Below are 18909 nucleotides of genomic sequence, written 5' to 3' on the forward strand. Positions count from 1 at the left end.
ACCGGTTGGTGTGAATCCCCCGACTGTGTGAACCCTTCTCAAATGATGCCAATCCGGAGGCCGGCCGTTAAGAAGAAAGCTGCTCGCGGACGGTTTTCTTGTATTTTTCCGGCGTCAGTCCGACCTGCTGCTTGAACAAGCGGCTGAAATGAGCGAGATGCTTGAAGCCGACCTGCAGGCACACATCGGTAACGGAGTGGCCGGGATTGTGCAGGAACAACGTTTTGGCCTCGTTGATTCTGCGGCGGTACACGAACTGAAAAATAGTCAGTCCCGTGATTTCCTTAAATATTTTAGATAAATAAAATTTACTGAAGTTTAGGTGCTCCTGAAGATGCTCCAAGTGCAGATCGTCCGCAAAGTGCTCTTCGAGAAAGCTGACGATACGCTGGACGTGTTTTTCTTTCTCGGAAGAGAATTCACGCCCCGTACGCAGCGTCCGCTGACACTGCTCGTGAATGAAATACAGCAGGTCCAGGAATGCGAGGTGGAGGCGGTTGTAGGCGGTCAAACCGTCCTTCTTGCAGTGGACGCTCATTTCGTGCAGGATGCGCTCCGCTTCCTCCTTTTCGGGGCCGCGAAGAGTGAGGCGGCAGTTTTTTAATTCCTGAAAAGGCTGGAGAACATTGACCGCATGAGGCAGCTCAAGATACGGCTTAAGCCCCGCCGGCTCAAAATGCACGGTCGTCCGGATATAAGGGACGGCGGTGTCGACCTTGGGGCAGTGAAGCGTCATGCCGTTCATGAGGATGAGATCCCCGGGCTGGAGCATATAGATGTTGCCGCCGATCAGATAATTGCAGCTTCCGCTGTGGAAGTAATAAATTTCGTAATACGCATGGGAATGAAAAACGGAATCGACCTTCCCCTCGTTGCGGTAGCTCAGGCCGAGCATATCTTCGCGGTCGTGCAGGTTCATGAACATGCGGGAGAGCACCACGCTTTATCGGGATGTAAGGGCCGCCCGGAAGCGGCCTTTCTGTCTTCAGTGTAGCATGGAAGCGCTTCCCTTTTCTATTTGAATAAAGTGTTTTTTTATATACATAAAATGAAATATATGGCATATTTGTTAATGAAATTAGATGACCTCGACTTAATGTTACTTACTTTGATGAGCTGACCACTATCAATAAAATCAAATAGGAGGCTTTACTAATGAAAAAAAATGTTTTAGTAGCAATGAGTATAGTCCTATCTTTATCCTTTTCTTCCTCTTCTTTTGCTGACAATAGTTCCAAAAAGGCTGACATCATTTTCTTAGATAATGAAGTTGAGAAGGCGGTAAAAGAATTAAGATCTCGATCCTCAGATGAAGAAGCGACAAAATTATTAAAGAAATTCAACCCGCAAGGTTCATCTTCAGAAAACAATACCAACCAAATAGCCGTTAATTTTGATGATATTTCCTCAAATCCTTCTTACAGTAAACGAGCTATTCAACATTTTAAAAAAGGTGGTATTATTTATTTTTATGGTTCGGATATAAAACTTTCAGATGTTGAATCTCTGTTAGGAATAGTAGTTGAAGAAAGACCTAATCATAAATCCAGTGATAAAGGAGCCATAATATCTTCCGAAGAAGAAAAATGGCAAATTGTTGGAATTGACCCTAATAATCCGAGAAAACCATACTTACGACAAATCAAAAATGTAGTAAGTGATAAAGCAGAACCATCTATAAATCTAAAAAACCATAGAGACATTTTTGTTCAAGAAGTCATGAGTATCGTTAATGAAGCTCCTTTTAAATCCAATGATATTAGTATATTAGATTATTCATCGGATCCGAACGTAGCTTCAAAATACAATATTACAAAAACTATATATCAGAATTCCACAAAAGTTTTTTATCAAAATGTATTCTGGATTTTGCACCAAAACAAAGAAAGTGATAGTGACCCCAATTATGATTATTTTTACATTGAACATTCCGTAGAGACTAATTTCTACAATGGAGCAAGAGTATTCAGCACAAGCTCAGGTGGCTCAGGCAACACATATGATATTATTCATTCTCTACCATATTCAACTGACATACAAAGGGATTTTGCTCCTAAATCAACTTCTTCAAGTTCTGTATTTACTGTTGCTTTACCGTGGGCTGTACAATGGCAATTTTCACTCAACTCCTCAGCCTCTCTTACCTCAACTGGTTCTCAGTCAACCGGCATATCGAAGTTTTCGTGGAAACCAACATGGTCGCAGTCGTGGCTACAGTATCCTGCAACCTATAAACCTGGAACTGCCTGGGCTTCTAAGGGTAGTTCAACAGCAGCAATTAATCTCGAAGAATATATCGTTTATACGTACGATTCAAAAACCTATAGTGATACTTCTACCCAAGAAGTAAGATATTATTATTGATTTTATCTGCCAGTAACATTAGTTCAGTAAATATAATAACGCAGAAGAGAGACCTTTACCGGTCTTTTATCTGCGTTATTATATTTTCAACGCAATTTCAGTCTAAATTTTGGTGAAATGCCAGAATGTATTTCCTCTATTCTTTTTTACTTATTAGTAACACACCAAGTAACAAAGTTATTATTACTAAACAAAATGCTATTATAGGGACTTCTTCAAAGAAATTTCCGTAAGAAACTGCTCCCGTACCTGCCATTTTAATTGATACTGACATCTGACCTACAACTAACAGTAAACTACAAGTTAACAGTGACAAGGTAATTATTAAGAAGCCAATTGAGCGCACGATATAACTCCTTTCACATATAATCTTAAGTTTATATTTAAGTATAAATCAAAGATTAATTTTTGAGGGGCAGTTTAGAATATTTCTCTGGGCACTAATGTTTGTTTAAGCTAAGATAACATGACCATAACCTCAAGTCAAAAATTGGTTAATATGATAATGAAAGTGTTATTTTGCGTTATCGGGAGGATTGATCCGTTCAAGAATTCATTGCTGCGCTTACTAAAACACTGCATAAAAATAAAGAGAAAATTATTATGAAGAACGGCGAAGAGATTAAATGTACGGTTGTATATCCTTTTTCACGGCTCCGGAAGCCTGTATTTTCTGCTGGAGCAGCCCGTAGAACCGGTCTTCGTCCAGCGGCAGCTCCGCCCATTCGTCCGTCCACGCGGACAGCAGCATGGCGTTCGAGAGCGTGAGCCCCTTCAGGCCCTCTTCGCCCGGAGCGATCAGGGGAGTGCCGTGAAGAATGCCGTTCACCCAATCCTGGGTGATGAGGTGGTGCTGCCCGCGTTCGCCTCCGACGGGGATGTCGATTTTCCACACCTCCGGCTCACCGAAGCCGCCCTTATAGGTGCGGTTGAATTCCGTCTCCGACTGCCGCAGTCGGTAGAAGGTCAGCTTGTCGTTTTCGATGACCATTCTGCCCAGGTTACCTGCCACTTCAAGCCGGTTCGTACCCGGCGTTTCGCAGGCGGACGTGATAAATACGCCCGTCGCTCCGTTCTCGTACTCCGCGTAGGCGGTCACTTCGTTCTCGACCTCGATGTCCCGGTGCTTGCCGAAAGCGCAGAAGGCGCGCAGCCGCTTGGGCATCATGCCGGTCACCCACTGCCACAGGTCGAGCTGATGAGGCGACTGGTTGATGAGCACCCCGCCGCCTTCTCCGGCCCATGTGGCGCGCCATCCGCCGGAATCATAGTAGCTCTGGGACCGGTACCAGAGGGTGATGATCCAATTGATCCGGCGGATTTCCCCGAGCTCGCCCTGCCTGATCAGCTCCCGGAGCTTCTTGTAAAGCGGCTGCGTGCGCTGGTTGTACATAATGCCGAACACTTTGCCGGCCGCCGCGGCCGCTTCGTTCATTTCGCGGACCTGCTTCGTGTAGACGCCGGCCGGCTTCTCCGTCAGCACGTGCAGACCGTGCCGGAAAGCCGCGACGGCTTCCGCGGGGTGGCCGTAATGCGGCGTGCAGATGATCACGCCGTCGATCGTGCCGGAGGCGTACATCTCTTCGATCCCGGTGAAGCGCGCCACGACGTTCCCGAATTCCCGGGCCGCCCATTCCAGCCGCTCGGTACGCGGGTCGCACACGGCGGCCAACACCCCGCCTTTTACTTTGTTCTCAATCAAATATTTCGCATGCGCCGATCCCATATTACCTAACCCGATGATTCCGATACGGACAACTTCCATCTGTACAACCATCCTCCCCGGCATAGATCAAGGCCGTTTTGTATTAGTTTAGCACGGCTGTGACGGGGAACGTTTTACTGCGCTTTGCCAGTTGGCCGGAGGATTTGACTCTGGTTGTTCAGTTGAAAAAGTTAACAATCTTGAAAAAGTAAACCACAAACCTTAATTTCTTGCATTGTTGAAAGCGCTCCAAACGATGATAATAAACTTACATTTCGAACTTAATGGGGGTCAGGAAAAATGGGCAGAAAAACAGCTCGCATCTCCGCCGCGGCTCTGGCCGGTGTCTTGGCGGTCGGCTTGGCGGCTTGCGGACGCGCCGATCAATCCGCGGGTACGAACACGCAGGATACGAATACGGGGTCAAAGGGAGGGGATAAGAAAGTCACCATCACATTCCAGAACATTTACCCCGATCCGACGACACCTACGTACAAAATGCTTCATAAAATCGTGGAACAGTATGAGAAGGAAAACCCCAATATTCATATCGAGCTTGATTCCATGAACACCGACCAGCAGAAAATGAAGCTGAAAACCCAGGCCGCTTCCAAAGAGATTCCGGACATCACGATCGTGAACCCGGCGGCCCAGATGAAGCCTTTCGTCGATGCCGGGCTGCTCGCCCCGCTGAACGACATGCTGGACAAGAACGGTCTGAAAGGGACTTACCAGGACGGGCTGCTCGATTACTACAGCTTTAACAACAACGTGTACGCCCTGCCGGACGGCAATAACATTCAGGTCGTTTACTATAACAAGGACTTGTTCGCCCAGGCAGGCATCAAAGATACGCCGAAGACGTTCGAGGAACTGCTGGAAGACGTGAAGCTGCTGAAATCCAAAGGCATCACGCCGATCGCCATCGGGGAGAAAGATTCCTGGACGGGTTCGTTCCTGTTTATGAATATGCTGCTCCGCACAAACGGCGGTCCGGGCTTCCTCCAGGACGTGCTCGACAAGAAGAAGACGTTCAACGATCCGGCGTTCACGGAGGCCGTTTCGAAGTTCCAGGAGCTGGTGCAGGCCGGCGCGTTTAACGAAGGCGCGACGTCCGTCGATTACAACGCGGGCGGCAACATTTTCAAAACGGGCAAAGCGGCCATGCACATCATAGGCACATGGGAAACGGGCGCCATCGACGCTTCTTCCGTGGGCGGCAAGGTCGGCGTGTTCCAGTTCCCGACGGTAGGCGGCAAGGGCGACGTGAACCAGTACATGATCGCACCGGGCAGCGCCTTCGCCATTTCGGCCAACAGCAAGCACCTGCAGGAGACGAAGGACTTCCTGAACTACTTCACGCTGAATCTGCCGAAAGTCCAGTTCGAACTGAAGAACGCCGTGGGTATCGGGCAGAAGGTAGAGGGGGATTTTAAAGCCGCGGGTTACTCCGATCTGGCGATTTCCATCCTCGATCTGTTCAAAAACGTCAAAGGCGGCGACCTCGCGTTCGACAACACGATGAACCCGGCCACCGCTCAAGTCCACCTGGGCAGCATCCAGAACCTGTTCATCCAGAAGGCCGATCCGAAACAGGTCGCGCAGGAACATCAGAGCGCTTTCGAGGCCAACATCAAATAAAACGAGGCATTGCGATGGAGGGGTTCGGACCGGACCCCTTTTTCATCGACATTTTTTTGCAAGGGCCGCAGCGGAGAGAGAAAGAGCAAGCGGCCGTTTGTCTACTGGAGGCGTACTAGAATGAATGTGTTAAAAGTACCTGCGCGAACCGTCGCCGTCTTCGTGCTTCCAAGCCTGCTGCTGTACGTCTGCATGGTGTTCGTCCCTATCCTGGTCTCGTTCTATACCGGTCTGCTGGACTGGAACGGCATATCCGGCTCCAAATTCGTGGGCCTGGCCAACTTCAAGACGATGTTTTTCGACGACCCGGTCTTCTGGCCGTCCGTCCGCCGGACGCTGCTTTACGCGGTCTTTTCCATGATCGAGATTCCGATTTGCCTGATGGTGGCGATTCTGCTGAACCGGTACGTGAAGAAAGCCAACTCACTCGTATCGATCTACTTTTTGCCGGTTATTTTGTCGGTCGTCATTATCGGGCAGCTCTGGAAAACCGTCTACAACCCGGCTTCGATGGGCGGGATGATCAACGGGATGCTGACCGCGTTCGGCTTGACCGAATGGACGCACAGCTGGCTGACCGAGCCCAACATTGCCATGTTCTGTCTGTACATCGTGTCTCTGTGGCAGTATTTCGGCTACCATCTGCTGATCCAGTTCACCGGGGTGCAGAACATTCCGGCCGAGATCTACGAGGCGGCCCGCATCGACGGCGCGGAAGGCTTCACGGCCGACCGCTACATCACGTTCCCGATGATCGTGCCCATCCTGAAAATCTCGCTCGTGCTCGCTTTTATCGGCTCCCTGCAGGCGTTCGATCTCGTGATGGTCATGACGGGCGGAGGGCCCGCACACTCTACGGACGTCATCTCGACGCATATGTACAACATGTCGTTCCTGTCTCAGAAATACGGGTACGGCAGCGCGATTGCCACCTTCCTAGTCATCCTGTGCCTGGCGTTTACGGTGCTGATTAACGTAGTTTTCAAACGTCTGGAAAATAAGGTAAGCTAGGAGGAGGACCGCCTGTGAAATCCGTCAAAAAAGGAATCGTCTATGCGCTTTTCGCGATTCTGATCGTCACTCAGATGTATCCTCTTCTCTGGCTGCTTACGTACTCCCTGAAGACCAACGAAGAGATTCTCGGCAGCAGCTTTTTCTCCCTGCCCGCATCGCCGAGGTGGGGTAACTACAAAGAAGCGTACGAAGCGGGACACTATCTGCAGTATTTGTTCAACAGCGTGTTCGTCACCGTCGTTACGATGGTTTGCGTCATTCTGCTGAGCTCCATGGCGGCCTATGCCATTTCACGGTTCCGCTGGAAGCTGGCCCCCGCGGTCATGCTCGTTTTCCTGATCGGGCTGATGATTCCGCTGCAGGCTACGCTGCTGCCTTTAATGATTATTTTCAAAAACATGAGCATACTCAACACGCACTTGTCCCTGATTCTGCCCTACATCGCGTTCCAGACGCCGGTTGCCGTCTTTATCCTGAGCGGCTTTATGAGATCCGTTCCGCACGAAATCGAAGAGTCCGCTTACATGGACGGGGCGAGCGTGTATCGCATTTTCCGGAGCATCATCCTCCCGATTTCCGTTCCGCCGGTCATGACGGTCTGCATTCTGACGTTCATCAACATCTGGAACGAATACATCCTGGCGGCGACTTTCATCTCCTCGGAGAAGTTGAAGACGCTTCCGTTCGGCGTGTACACCTTTGTGAGCCAGTATTCCGTCAACTACGGCAACATCGGGGCTTTTCTCGTCATGGGGGCGGTGCCCGTCATACTCCTTTATTTCATTCTTTCGGAAAAAATCACGAAGGGTATGGTTGCCGGGGCGGTAAAAGGGTAGGCGCCGCACGGACGGCATGGGGAACCGGGCGAAACAACGAAAGGGGACGAATCCTTGAGACGCGGCTTCCAATCCATCCACCACCGGTTGTTTTTTCTGTTCCTGTTCTGCATGTCCGGCATTCTGATCATCATCTCCCTACTGTTCTACAGCCGCACGACCGAGCAGTTTCAGACGAAGATCAGCGACCTTTCCCGGAAAAACGTCTCGCAGACCGTCGACCTCTTCGACCTGCTGCTCAAAGGCTACGACAGCTTGTCCAAAACGATCGGCAACAATTTCGATCTGGTCCGTCTGCTGACGGAATCGCCGCAAGAGCCTGCGCTCGATTATATTAACACTCGCTCCGTCACTAACATGATCGGGGCGATTTTCTACTCTCGGGAAGATTTGATCGGCATCCACGTCATCATGGACAAAGGAAAGATCTACAACTACGGCAACTACATGAATGTGGTCGATCCCGAATACCGCAGTTCCGACTGGTACCGGGACGTCCGTCAATCTTCGGGCAAAATGGTCTGGCTGGGCGTGTTTCCGCACTCCCTGATCGACCAGAACGAGAAACGGACCGTGTTTGCCTTCGGCCGCCAGATTTACGATCTCAACGAGCATAAGCCGATCGGGATTGTGCTTTACGAAGCGAATCCGCAGGCGATTTTGTCCGCATTGAATAATTTGAAGCTCAGCGAACACAGCGAGGTGTATCTCGTCTCGGACAAGGGGCGTTTCGTGTCTTCCACGGCTTCGGCCGAATCGCTGCCTTCTCTCCAAGATGTCCCTCTGCCGGACGATTCCCAGGAAATGACCGTCGATCAGAAGAACGGGCGGCTGGCGGTAGCTTCCAAGCTGCCTTTTGCCGACTGGCTGGTGGTCAGCCTTACGCCCTACAAAGACCTGAACGTCGAACTCGTGCAGATGCAGCGTTATATTATTCTGATCGGAACGATTCTCGTTCTTGTCTCGGCTTTTATCGCGTCCATCGTATCCAAACGGATTTCGATGCCGCTCATCCGGCTGATCCGGCAGATGAAGCAGGTGGAGCAGGGCAACTTCAAAGGAATCGTGAATGTGACGTCCTACCGGGAGATCAACATTCTGGTCGGATCGTTCAATCATATGGTGAACCGGATCGAGGAGCTTATCGAACGGGTGAAGATTTCATCGGTCAGCGAAAAGAACGCGGAACTTCATGCACTCCAGTCCCAGGTCAATCCCCACTTCCTGTACAATACGCTGGATATGATTTATTGGATGCTGGACGAGAAAGGCAACGACAAGCTGGGTGAAGTCGTGCTTTCGCTCTCTCATATGTTCCGCTACAGCAGCCAATGGGAAGAAGGGGCGGAGGTTACGCTGCGGGAAGAATTCCGACAGATTCACCACTATCTGACCATTATTCTCGTCCGGCTCGAAGGCCGTCTGGAGGTGGAGCTGAAGACGGATGAACGGTACATGGACATCCGTATCCCGAAGATGACGCTCCAGCCCATTATCGAGAATGCCGTGAAGCACGGCCTGGAGCCGCTTAACCGTCGGGGGATGCTCACCATCTCGACGTTTGCGGACGGCCGGGAGCTGGCGATCCGAATCGAGGACAACGGTGTCGGCATCGAAGAGGAGAAGCTGCGCCGGCTGCGCGAATCGCTGTACGGCGAGTGCACCGCAGGAGGCAGGCGGAGCGGGGGAGGAGCGCCGGGCGCTGGTGAGAGCGCGGACCGTCCGGGCGCAGGCGGCGGTGCAGCGCAAGCGGACGCGTCCGCTGCGGCAGGTGAGCCGGGAGGCCGGGAAGACGCCGAAGCCGGAGCCGGAGCAGCCGGAGGTCACGGCCCGACCGCCCCGAGTGCCCGTACCGACGGCACTGGTGCCGGGAGCGGCGCTAGGGCTGCCTTCGATGCATCCCTTGCCCGGGATGCCGGAGCGAACTACGGTGCGGGTACCGTCGATGGCGTGTCCTTCGGAGCATCCGCCACCTCAGGTGCCGGTGCGTCCGCCTGCGGAACTGTCGCTGCCGCTGGTGTTTCCTCCGGCCCGGCGCAGGCTTCGGCACATGCCGGCCCCCCGGTTCTCGCGCCCGTTGCGGGCTTTCCTCCCCGGCCGGACATAAGCCGGAGTGAGGAAGATGCGTCGTCCCAGGGGGGCATCGGACTGCAAAATCTGCACCGGCGCGTGCAGCACATGTACGGCGAAGCATACGGCGTCACCGTTGAAAGTTCAGCGGGCGAGGGGACGACCGTCATCGTGCGGGTCCCGCTTCCGAAGGAGGAGAGAAACGTATGAATATTCTGGTTGCGGACGATGAAAGCGTCATCCGGGAAGGGGTCAAGCGCACCATCGAGCACGCCTACCCCGGGTACGGCGTTTTCTTGGCGGCTTCTACCGAGGAAGCGGTTAAGATCCTCAGCGGACAGCACGTAGACATCGTGCTTACCGATATTATTATGCCGGGCATGACCGGCCTCGAATTTATGCGGATTTCGAAGCGGAAGCATCCGGCCATCAAGTGGGTCGTCATTTCCGCCCATTCCGAATTCGCTTATGCGCAGGAGGCGGTCCGGCTCGGCGCCCGCGACTATCTTCTGAAACCGATCGGCAAGCCTAAGCTGATCGAGTTGATCGAGAGCCTCACCGGCGAGATCAGACGCGAAAACCTCCAAAGCAAAGAGAGCGTAAGACTGAAGTCGAGCCTGAAATATTTGCGCGAAGCGGTTTTTCTCCGGCTGGCGGCGGGGCTGGATACCGGCAACCTCGATATCCAGTCGTTCGTGGAGGATTTCCCGGACTATTACCTCGTGTTCGTCCAGATGGATGCCGGGAGCAAGAGCGTTCATCTGGAGCATTTTATCGTGGAAAATGTCCTCTCCGAGATGATCGAGACGCATGGCCAGGGGTTTGTCGTCAGCTACGACCGCCAGAGCCTGCTCGGCCTCGTGGCGCTGAACGACGGAATCCGGATCGATACCCTGCTGGATGCGCTGAAAAGTCATCTCAAGCACTATCTGAAGGTACCGTTCCAGATTTTGAACTCGGGACTGCATCATGATTTTAAAAGCGTACCGCAAACCGTCACACGGCTGAGGCAGGCTTCCGCTGCGGTCGAGTACGACAGCATCAAAGTAAGCGGGGACAAATCCATCGAGGTTGCGCTTCAATACATCAAGGCGCATTATTCCGAGGACTTGTCCCTGGAGAAGATGGCTTCCGTCGTCTTCCTGAACCCGGTCTATTTCAGCCAGTTGTTCAAGCAGAAGACCGGCCAGGGCTATAAGGAGTATGTAACGGGCCTGCGGCTGGATCAGGCCAAGCAGCTTTTGTGCAACCCGCAGCTGAAACTGGCGGAAATCGCCGAGCGAGTGGGCTACCAGGATGTGCGGCATTTTACGCAGGTGTTCCGCAAGAAATTTATGCAGACGCCTACGGAATACCGGCAGGAGCATCATGTGACGGTGGTATGAGCGGGGATTGGCTGGGTTGAACGCAGCTCCGGACTTTACACGATCTAACGGGTTCCCTTCTTCCGGAGGGAGCCTTTTTATGTAGATAGCTCTTTTAACAAAATTAGTATTATCCAGATGGTGGGCTATATGTTAATATGAGCATATTATTTGAGACTTTATGGAATCGATTAGAATGCCGCCGTTTTGGCAGGGGAGCGAGGAAGCGGGGAGTATGTCGGTAAGAATTGATTGCGGGCTGGCGTCGAAGACATTCCTTCACGACGGAGCCTACCGGATTGGTAGGGTACTTGCTTGCAGCGAGTTGTCCATTGTCTATGCGGCACGAGAAACCGGAAAAGGCGAAGCGTGCGTCGTAAAAGAATTTTTCCCTAAAAGTTTGGCTTTGAGGGATGTGGACGGAAGGTCCGTACTGTGCCGGACTCCTTCTCTAAGAAGCAAGTACGAGACATTGAAGTCCGTCTTTTTAAATGAAGCGTTGATTCTGGAACAATTGCGGCACCCGAACGTTGTGAGGCTTACCGGACATGTGGAGGAAAACGGGACGGCCTATATCATTCTCGAACGCTGCCGCGGAATGTCATTGGAACGCTGTATCCGTAAAAACCGTTTACGCTCGAAAAGCCGATTTTATGCAACGACGGTGCCCAGTCTCCTAGATGCTCTTGAGTATATTCACGAGCAGGGCGTGCTGCACCGCGATATCAAACCTTCCAATATTATCGTCGGCCCGGACGGTCAGGCTAAACTGCTTGATTTCGGATCGGCCGTCCACTCGCTGAGTGAGGACAAGCCTATTTTTACATCGGCGGGATATTCTCCTTTGGAGTTTTATTCGGCCGCATCCCGCCAAGGTCCTTTCTCCGACCTGTACAGCACGGGTGCAACCCTGTATTACTGCCTGTGCGGAGAAGCACCGGTCGAGGCTAGCCGGAGATTGTTCCATGACCCGGTTGAACAAGTTTTACGTAAGCGGGGCGGGAGAGTGACACCTTTGCTGTCCCGCCGCATTATGAACTGCTTGTCCATGGATGCCGGACAGAGGGGGAGCTTGCAGCGTTTGAGAACCGCGTTAAAAGCGGAGTCGCTTTTGTGGAAAGCGGTAGAGGGCTTACGTGCAAACTTTCGCCCCGGGCGAAAGTCCCCGCCGGCGGATGCTGCCGCCTCCGGTAAGAAGAAGGATCTGGTTAAGTCAGAAATCTAGTTCTTCTTAACACCCGCCTGGCTTCATCAATGCAAGCCGATTCTCGTGACTCGCAGCCTGCTCCCGAATTTATAGAAGCGCAAACCGTCCGTTTATGTCCGGACGGTCTGCGCTTCTTGTGTTTGCGGCCGGTAACTGGCCTTGACGGCTTTATAACGAAGCTCGATCTCCGTGACACCGTCTTCGAAAGTGATGTAGAGTTTATCCCCGTATTCCAGCTTGTCTTTCTGTTTCTTGCCTAGCGGAGACGAGCCTTTCTGCACCGCACAGCGTGTGCTGTGACGGAACAGGAGGCTGCCGTCCTTACGCGCCTCGAAGAAGATGCGGTCAGCCTCGGGCAGCGATTCGTTCACATTCAGGCTGCGGAACAGCTCTTGGAGACTGATGCTCCGCGTATCAAAAGAAGTCAGCGGCCAGTATTTTACCGGGATGTCATTGCCGCTGGCGGTTTGCAGAAAATAACCTTCCAGGCGTCCCGTGAATTTAGGTTTCGGACGGAGGGTGAAGTAAAGAATCGCGCCTAAGGCTACCGCGGCCGCAACTCCGAGCAGGACTTTCGTAATAAGCGTCCATATCGAAACGACGGTTACAGCCAGGGTTGCTGTTGCGCTCGCGCCCTCTTCATCGGTTGCCGTAACCCGCAGTTCGCTGTTTCCGGTATTCAGCGGGTTTAGGAACAGGAAGCCGTCTTGGAATTTTGCTTCCACAGAATTCCGGCCGTCGTCAGCGGTAACGGAATACGTAAGTTTATCCCCGTTCGCGTCATGGAAGTATTCCCCGAGGTCAATTTTCTGTTCGCCGTCCTCCCGGCTGATTTTGATCGTTCCGGGTTTCGCTTCAGGCGGGGTATTGAGCACTTTCAGCTCGGCCGTCGTGGTTTCCCGGTAAAAATCGGGAGCGGTCATGACGATTTTCCACGGATAAGTACCTGTCGCCGGGAAAATATGCGCAAGCTCGAAGCCGTTTCCTTCCTGCTTAAGCGGAAAACGCTCCTCTGTTTTCTTTTGCGGATTTGTCACGACTAGTTCCGTTTTCATAGAACCGTATAGGTCTGAATCCCCAAGAGGCTTGCCGTCGGTATGATACAGGCGCGCTGTGAAGGGGAAGGCGACTCCCTTTTGCGCTTCCTCCGGTAGTTCAATCCCCGCTTGGAGCTTATAGCCGGCGAGGAGATTCACCTTCACCAGATCGCCCGGTTTCCCCCGGAAAATGACCCTCATACTGCCTTTCTGGGGTTCGATCACTTTCATAAGCGTATAATTGTCCGACTTGTAAAGCCTCACATTTTTGGAGGTGGAATAGACTTGCGCCTCTGTTAGAGGATTCGGAGACAAAAGAATAAGGTTTGCCTCGCTTATGCTCGAGTTCGCAACGGGTACCGTTACTTCCTGAAGCTCGCCTGTTGCCGAGACGGCAGATACGGAAATAAGGGACGATTGCAGTTGTTTGGCGAAGATGAGATTGAAAATCTCCGGCAAATCATCCGCACTGCCCGCCATGAAGGAGGTGCCTCCGGTTTCGGCGGCTATGTTTTCCAGTTCCGATTTACGGGCGGACCCGTCCCGGTTTAATCCGACGGTATAAATCGGGATGCCGAGCTTTCTGGCGATGCCGATAGAGTCTTCAACGTCCCGGCCCGAAATGTCCGCGTTTCTCCCGCCCGCGTGCTTGCCGAAGTCGGTCCCCCCGTCGGACAGCAGAATAAGGAACGGTTTCCGGGCGGGATCGTAACCGTTTTCCATTAGCTCGGCCGCTTTGCGCAGACCAAGGCCCATATCGGAGTACCCGCGGCGTTTGATTCCGTCCAGTGTCGATTTCCAGGCGTTGGAGCGTTCGCTCGATCCGAGGTCCGAAAGCGGAAGCGAAGAGACAATTTTATCGTTGTAGGCCACGTAGCCGACCCGGGAATGGCCGGTTCCCTCGAGATCCATGAACATTTTGACGACTTCGGCGGCAATGCCGTCTTTGTCTGTTTCATTCATGGAAAAGCTCGTGTCCAGCACAAACATGGCATCGAGTCCTTGAGGGGTTTCCACTTTTGCGGCGGAAAGCGGCCGGGGATAAATCAACAGACCTGCAACCAGAGAAACAAGTAGTGCGGCCTGGAGCCATTTTTTAGAGTGAATAAGCTTGCGGACGAGAGACATGACATCACCTTTTTGTAGAAATATCGGACTATACTACTAATAATATACAAATAAATGGTAAATTTTCTTTTATTCCACAGAATAGTTCATCGGCTTTAAAAATCAAAAATGTTAGATCGTGGATAAAAAAAGTAAATTTTTATTTTTAATCTACGTTTTTACTTATATAAAAGGTGTTCTATCCCTATTTTCATAAATATTGACAAAATCAAACACAGATCATTATGATACTCCTAAAGTCACAAACCGGATATTTTTCCATTCTCGGTTTGTGAAGTCATGTTTTTACATAAATAGTTCTTTATAACTACTTAATTAGAAGAAACTAGTTCTAAACTCACAGGAAGGAGGGGGCGGCAGGTTTACTGTTTCGCCATTAAACAAGCCTTGCCTAAGGTCTTGATCAGGTAAACTTTCCGCTGACCGCTATGGACATTATCAATCAAACGAACCGAACGATGCTTTTTGAGGAAATTAATCCTGAGAAATTAGACCTAGTGACCATCGTAGGAGATGTCAAAGCCATTGACAGCTTGAGCGATGACAAAATCAAGGATATTAACAGGCATTTGCTTGTACGTAATTTCGATGAGTTTCTCGACAAATTTTCTCCCACGGTCTACTCCTTCTACAATGCGGCTAATCAGAAAGTGATGTACACGTTAAAGAAGCCGGAAGGATTGGCGGATGACGCCATTTCTGAAATCAGGATCGACCAGAACAACGACTTTCTTAAAATGCTCTTCACCCTGATCGACACCAAACGCAGCCAGGGTATCCCCAATGTGGATTTTAAATTCGAGAATTTGCTCGATATGATTTCCCCCAAAAAAGTGATGGACGATATCCGGCAGGTCCGGAAAGAAATCCATTATTTATACGGGCAGTACGAAAAGCTGGATGAAGGAGATCCGAAAAAATTCGATCTGGGTGACAAGCTCAACGGGATGTTCGAAGATGCGAGCAAGAATTACAACAACGTCATGGCGATGCTTCCGCTTGCTATCGAGGATATCAAAACCCGGCTTCTGCTCGGCAGCGCGCAGGAAGAGAACAAGTCGGAGGCGTTCCAGATCGGCATGCTGACGATCGGCAATAACGGCGAGCTCAAAATTATCGAGGCGCCGAAGAGCGGAAGCACGGAGCTTATGCTGCTCGACGATAACAGCTCTAACGAGCTCGTTTCCGTGTTCGAGGAAGATTATGAGTCAATCACGGAAACGCCGTCGGGATATGTGAAAGATCTGGTTGTCCGCACGTTCTGCCCGCTTCCCGCTGTGCAGAGCACCGTGGATGTGGAGACGGAAGTCCAGAACTACAACACCTATCTGGAATTTTATAAAAACGCCAAGGACGACTTCGTCAAAACGGTAAAGCCTCTCGTTGAGAAAATACTGGGCGTCAAAATGTTTTTCGAACAGTACGCCACGAAGAACAAAGGCATGCAGCCTACTTTGCTCGTGACGAACAGTAAGCTGGACATGACGGTGAAGAGCAGCAATATTCCGCGTCTGGAGACCTATCTCAACACCGTCAACTCCAAGAACGATTTCAGCGATACGATCTGGTTCGGTATCGTACCTTCCGTTGAACTCGAAACGGCCGGCAAAGTCAAAGTCAGCCGGGAGCGTTTCAAAGGCAACGAGAAGGTCATGAAGCCTGACGGAAACACGATGGAATCGCTGTCCATGCTGCTCCAAGTCCTCAAGGAGTATAAAGTGCAGCTGTTCTTCAGCTTCGAATCGGGCGAAGACACCACCTTCAACAGCATGGCGACAGCGGGAATCGATAAATATATCGATAAATGCGGTGTGCTTGTCCGCAAAGAGTACAGCGAGTTTGCTGTCCCGTGCGTACCGAACTTTACCATTATCCCGAAAGACAAATCGGGTGTGGTGATCGACAGCCGTATGCTGCATACCGAAGACGGAGCGCGTCTGTCCCAGGAGAAAGAAGACATTCTGAAGCTGTGGATCGAAGGCGTTTATATCGGCGCGAGTTACGTGGCGGCCGGTCTGGTATCCGCTTACCAGTGCCCGGAATATTTGCGGGAGCAGTTTAAGAGCGTCAGCAGAGACTATCCGGGCGTACGCTTCGATATCGAGGCGGGGGACCACAGTCTGCGGGCCGTGTCCACTATGGCCAAGGAAATATCCGGCTTCACCAACAACATCAAGGATGCCATTAACCGCAAAAACTTCGGATTCATTTTCTCTTCGGAGAATGCCCAGCTTCAGGACCGGGATATCAAACGAATTACCGTGTATAAGGCCCGCAGTCTTGCGATGGCGGAAGACGGATTCGATTCCATTTATAAAACATTGGTCAGCACTTACATAGAGCGGATTCTTCGTTTCCAGACCGGTGATTTCAAACATGAAAATATCGTTAAATTTTTCAGCAACAATCCAAGCAGCCAGAAGAGCAAATGGCTCGGCACCCGGGGATTCGTAAACTCGATCATTCAGGATGGAGACGATATGAGCTACATCATCGACGACAAGAGCAACTTGTGCCATATCGATCTTGTATTTAACGGCAACGTGAAGAACCTGGAAGTGACGATTACGAAGGGTACGTCGCCGGTCAAAGTATGATCGGTGCACTAAAGCGTATGTTAAAGGCATGGTTTCCCATACCTGCTTTTATACATAAATCCCGTAAGCAACCCTTGCCTGCGGGAACCTTATCAACCAATTTCAAGGAGGTAATACAAATGGGTTTCAGACTTAAAGTAGAAGGCGCAGAAACATTCGAATTGGGCATGGATAACATTCAAACGGTAACTTACGATACCGACACGCCAAACGATTCCAATGCAAGATCGACCGATGTAGGGGCAACACTCCGAATTTCGGGCAAAATTATTACGGCTACGGACGGCGACAGCGCGGATGACACGCTGAAGCTGGGTCTGTGGTCGCTGGTTCCGGCCGAGAAAGCGGACTGCTACAGAAAAGTGACGCTTGAAGTCATTGCGGCTGACCAAGTTGTCCGTAAGATTTATTTCCCGAATGCTTTCGTAGTGGACTACACCGAGAATTTCGGAGACACCGAAGGCGTTGGAAGTTTCAGCCTGTTTATTAAGCAGAAAAAGGACAAAACCGAATTCGCGAAAGTCGAAGGCGGCTACTCCGTATAAATCCCGGCCGTTCATCGGAACAGAATTTAAGAGGCGTTATGCCTCTTGAATTCTGTTCCGGAATTTTCCGGCGTCTATGCATCGGAAAGCGATCCTGATTGGCGAATAAACCTACCTCTACACCGCGGTCGTTTATTTTCGGAAGACCTTGGCAGAGGTTTATCTCATATGTGCAGGGACGAGGACAGAATGGATTATTACCAGGTGCTTGGCGTGGCAAGGAACGCTCCGCAAGCGGAGATCAAGAAGGCGTACAGGCTGCTGGCCAAGAAGCACCATCCGGATCTTAATCCAGGCAATCCGGATGCGGAGCGCAAGTTCAAGCAGATCTATGAAGCGTACCAGACGCTGGAAGATGAATCGTCGCGAAACGCTTACGATCATAAGCTTGACGGGCAGGATCGGCGAGGGAGCAGCGGCAAGGGCTCGCATGAAAAAGCGGCAGGCAGCCGTGCCGGAGCGCAGCAGGCTGAATTTGATCCAAGCGACGTAAGAAAGAATTTTGAACGCTTTTTCGGTTTTGCCGGCAAAGCCGGAGGCGGGGAAGCCAAACCATCTCAGAAAAATCCGATGGATACGACAGACCTCTTTAACCGGTTCTTCGATGCGAAGAAGAAGTAGTCTGCTTCGGTAACAACGCGTAAGCAAAGTCGGCTTGCGGGATGCCCCTCTGGTGAAGAAGCTGGCGGGTGCCAATGAAGCAGTAGGTTCCACTTCTACGGTGTAAGGGATGTGTCGGAGCATCTTGCCGTCAGGAAGGGAACTTTTTTTGCGTTCCCGATGGCGCGAATGTTGTTACGCAATAATGCGAAGGACATGGGGGAAACCGGCGTGAAAGGCAGAAAATCCGGATGGATTACTCTACTAGACGTTCTTATTGCAGGGCTGGCGGCAGCCGTCTTGATTTATGTCTATTTTATCAATACCGACAATACGCTGAAAATGTTCGTCAGCCTTCTAATGGCGATAGGGCTGTCCGTTCTGGGGTTCGTATACTACCGTATGCCGGTAGAAAGGCCGGAACGGGAGGCGATCGCGAAGCTTGTTCTGCTTAATGAGGACGGGGAAAGCGTGAAGGAGTGGTATATCCAGGGGGAAACATCCTTGCTGATCGGCAAAAGCTCCGGTCAAAACGAGGTTGATATAGATCTGGCCGATGCCGAATACGCATCGCTGATCCATAGCGAACATGCCGTGTTAAACCGCAGCGGCAGAGAGTGGTTTATCGAGGACGTCGATTCCGAAAGCGGTGTGGGCATCCAGAAAAGCGGCAGGGGTCCCAGAGACAAGCAAGAAGTCGAGGAGCCTCACAAGCTGGATGTCGGAGATATTGTATACATAGCCAATACGAGGCTTTTGGTCAAATAAGGAGCAAGCGGAGAAGAAGCCGACAGCCGATCC

At 51.3% G+C, this 18909-nt stretch carries 14 protein-coding genes; 11 read left to right on the plus strand and 3 right to left on the minus strand.

The annotated features are described in order from the left end of the window. Window positions 1-67 precede the first annotated feature (67 nt). Window positions 68-925: an AraC family transcriptional regulator gene (locus ABH899_RS18865; protein ID WP_369999330.1), complete on the minus strand. Its 858-nt coding sequence runs from the start codon at window positions 923-925 to the stop codon at window positions 68-70. 230 nt (window positions 926-1155) lie between these two features. Between ABH899_RS18865 and ABH899_RS18870 the strand changes: the two genes are divergently transcribed. Beyond that, window positions 1156-2364, plus strand: a complete 1209-nt coding sequence (locus tag ABH899_RS18870; protein WP_369999333.1) for a hypothetical protein — start codon at window positions 1156-1158, stop codon at window positions 2362-2364. A 622-nt stretch (window positions 2365-2986) separates the two neighbouring features. Here the strand turns inward: ABH899_RS18870 and ABH899_RS18875 are convergent. Next, the gene (locus ABH899_RS18875; protein ID WP_369999335.1) at window positions 2987-4129 is read right to left on the minus strand and encodes a Gfo/Idh/MocA family protein; all 1143 of its coding nucleotides are present in this window, start codon (window positions 4127-4129) and stop codon (window positions 2987-2989) included. A gap of 240 nt (window positions 4130-4369) precedes the next feature. On the opposite strand from ABH899_RS18875, the gene ABH899_RS18880 reads away from it, so the two are divergent. The 6 genes from ABH899_RS18880 (at window position 4370) to ABH899_RS18905 (ending at window position 12219) form a co-directional block, all read left to right on the plus strand. Then, window positions 4370-5710, plus strand: coding sequence for a sugar ABC transporter substrate-binding protein (locus tag ABH899_RS18880; protein WP_009675659.1), 1341 nt, complete (start codon window positions 4370-4372; stop codon window positions 5708-5710). A gap of 120 nt (window positions 5711-5830) precedes the next feature. Then, window positions 5831-6721 carry a carbohydrate ABC transporter permease gene (locus tag ABH899_RS18885; protein ID WP_009675755.1) on the plus strand — a complete coding sequence of 297 codons (891 nt, stop codon included), beginning with the start codon at window positions 5831-5833 and terminating at the stop codon, window positions 6719-6721. Between the two features lie 14 nt (window positions 6722-6735). Then, entirely contained in the window at window positions 6736-7560 is an 825-nt protein-coding gene (locus ABH899_RS18890; RefSeq protein WP_009675707.1) for a carbohydrate ABC transporter permease, read from the plus strand. 54 nt (window positions 7561-7614) lie between these two features. After that, the gene (locus tag ABH899_RS18895) at window positions 7615-9840 is read left to right on the plus strand and encodes a histidine kinase (RefSeq protein ID WP_369999340.1); all 2226 of its coding nucleotides are present in this window, start codon (window positions 7615-7617) and stop codon (window positions 9838-9840) included. Further along, window positions 9837-11015 (plus strand): response regulator transcription factor, encoded by a 1179-nt coding sequence (locus ABH899_RS18900; protein ID WP_369999343.1) that lies wholly within the window; start codon window positions 9837-9839, stop codon window positions 11013-11015. The genes ABH899_RS18895 and ABH899_RS18900 overlap by 4 nt, the downstream gene beginning before the upstream one ends. Before the next feature lie 214 nt (window positions 11016-11229). Beyond that, window positions 11230-12219, plus strand: a complete 990-nt coding sequence (locus ABH899_RS18905; protein WP_369999346.1) for a serine/threonine protein kinase — start codon at window positions 11230-11232, stop codon at window positions 12217-12219. A gap of 92 nt (window positions 12220-12311) precedes the next feature. Here the strand turns inward: ABH899_RS18905 and ABH899_RS18910 are convergent, their stop codons facing one another. After that, entirely contained in the window at window positions 12312-14366 is a 2055-nt protein-coding gene (locus tag ABH899_RS18910; RefSeq protein ID WP_369999349.1) for a VWA domain-containing protein, read from the minus strand. A gap of 428 nt (window positions 14367-14794) precedes the next feature. On the opposite strand from ABH899_RS18910, the gene ABH899_RS18915 reads away from it, so the two are divergent. The 4 genes from ABH899_RS18915 to ABH899_RS18930 all read left to right on the plus strand — a co-directional run bounded on the left by ABH899_RS18915 (window position 14795) and on the right by ABH899_RS18930 (window position 18876). Then, window positions 14795-16963, plus strand: a complete 2169-nt coding sequence (locus tag ABH899_RS18915; protein ID WP_369999352.1) for a transcriptional regulator — start codon at window positions 14795-14797, stop codon at window positions 16961-16963. Window positions 16964-17082: 119 nt separating this feature from the next. Further along, the gene (locus ABH899_RS18920) at window positions 17083-17508 is read left to right on the plus strand and encodes a hypothetical protein (RefSeq protein WP_009675650.1); all 426 of its coding nucleotides are present in this window, start codon (window positions 17083-17085) and stop codon (window positions 17506-17508) included. Window positions 17509-17697: 189 nt separating this feature from the next. Next, the gene (locus ABH899_RS18925; RefSeq protein WP_369999355.1) at window positions 17698-18129 is read left to right on the plus strand and encodes a DnaJ domain-containing protein; all 432 of its coding nucleotides are present in this window, start codon (window positions 17698-17700) and stop codon (window positions 18127-18129) included. 168 nt (window positions 18130-18297) lie between these two features. After that, on the plus strand, window positions 18298-18876 hold the full coding sequence (locus ABH899_RS18930; RefSeq protein WP_369999358.1) for an FHA domain-containing protein: 579 nt from the start codon (window positions 18298-18300) through the stop codon (window positions 18874-18876). Window positions 18877-18909 lie beyond the last annotated feature (33 nt).

It is taken from the genome of Paenibacillus sp. RC84 (assembly GCF_041260495.1).
In the GTDB taxonomy this organism is placed as follows: Bacteria; Bacillota; Bacilli; order Paenibacillales; family NBRC-103111; genus Paenibacillus_F.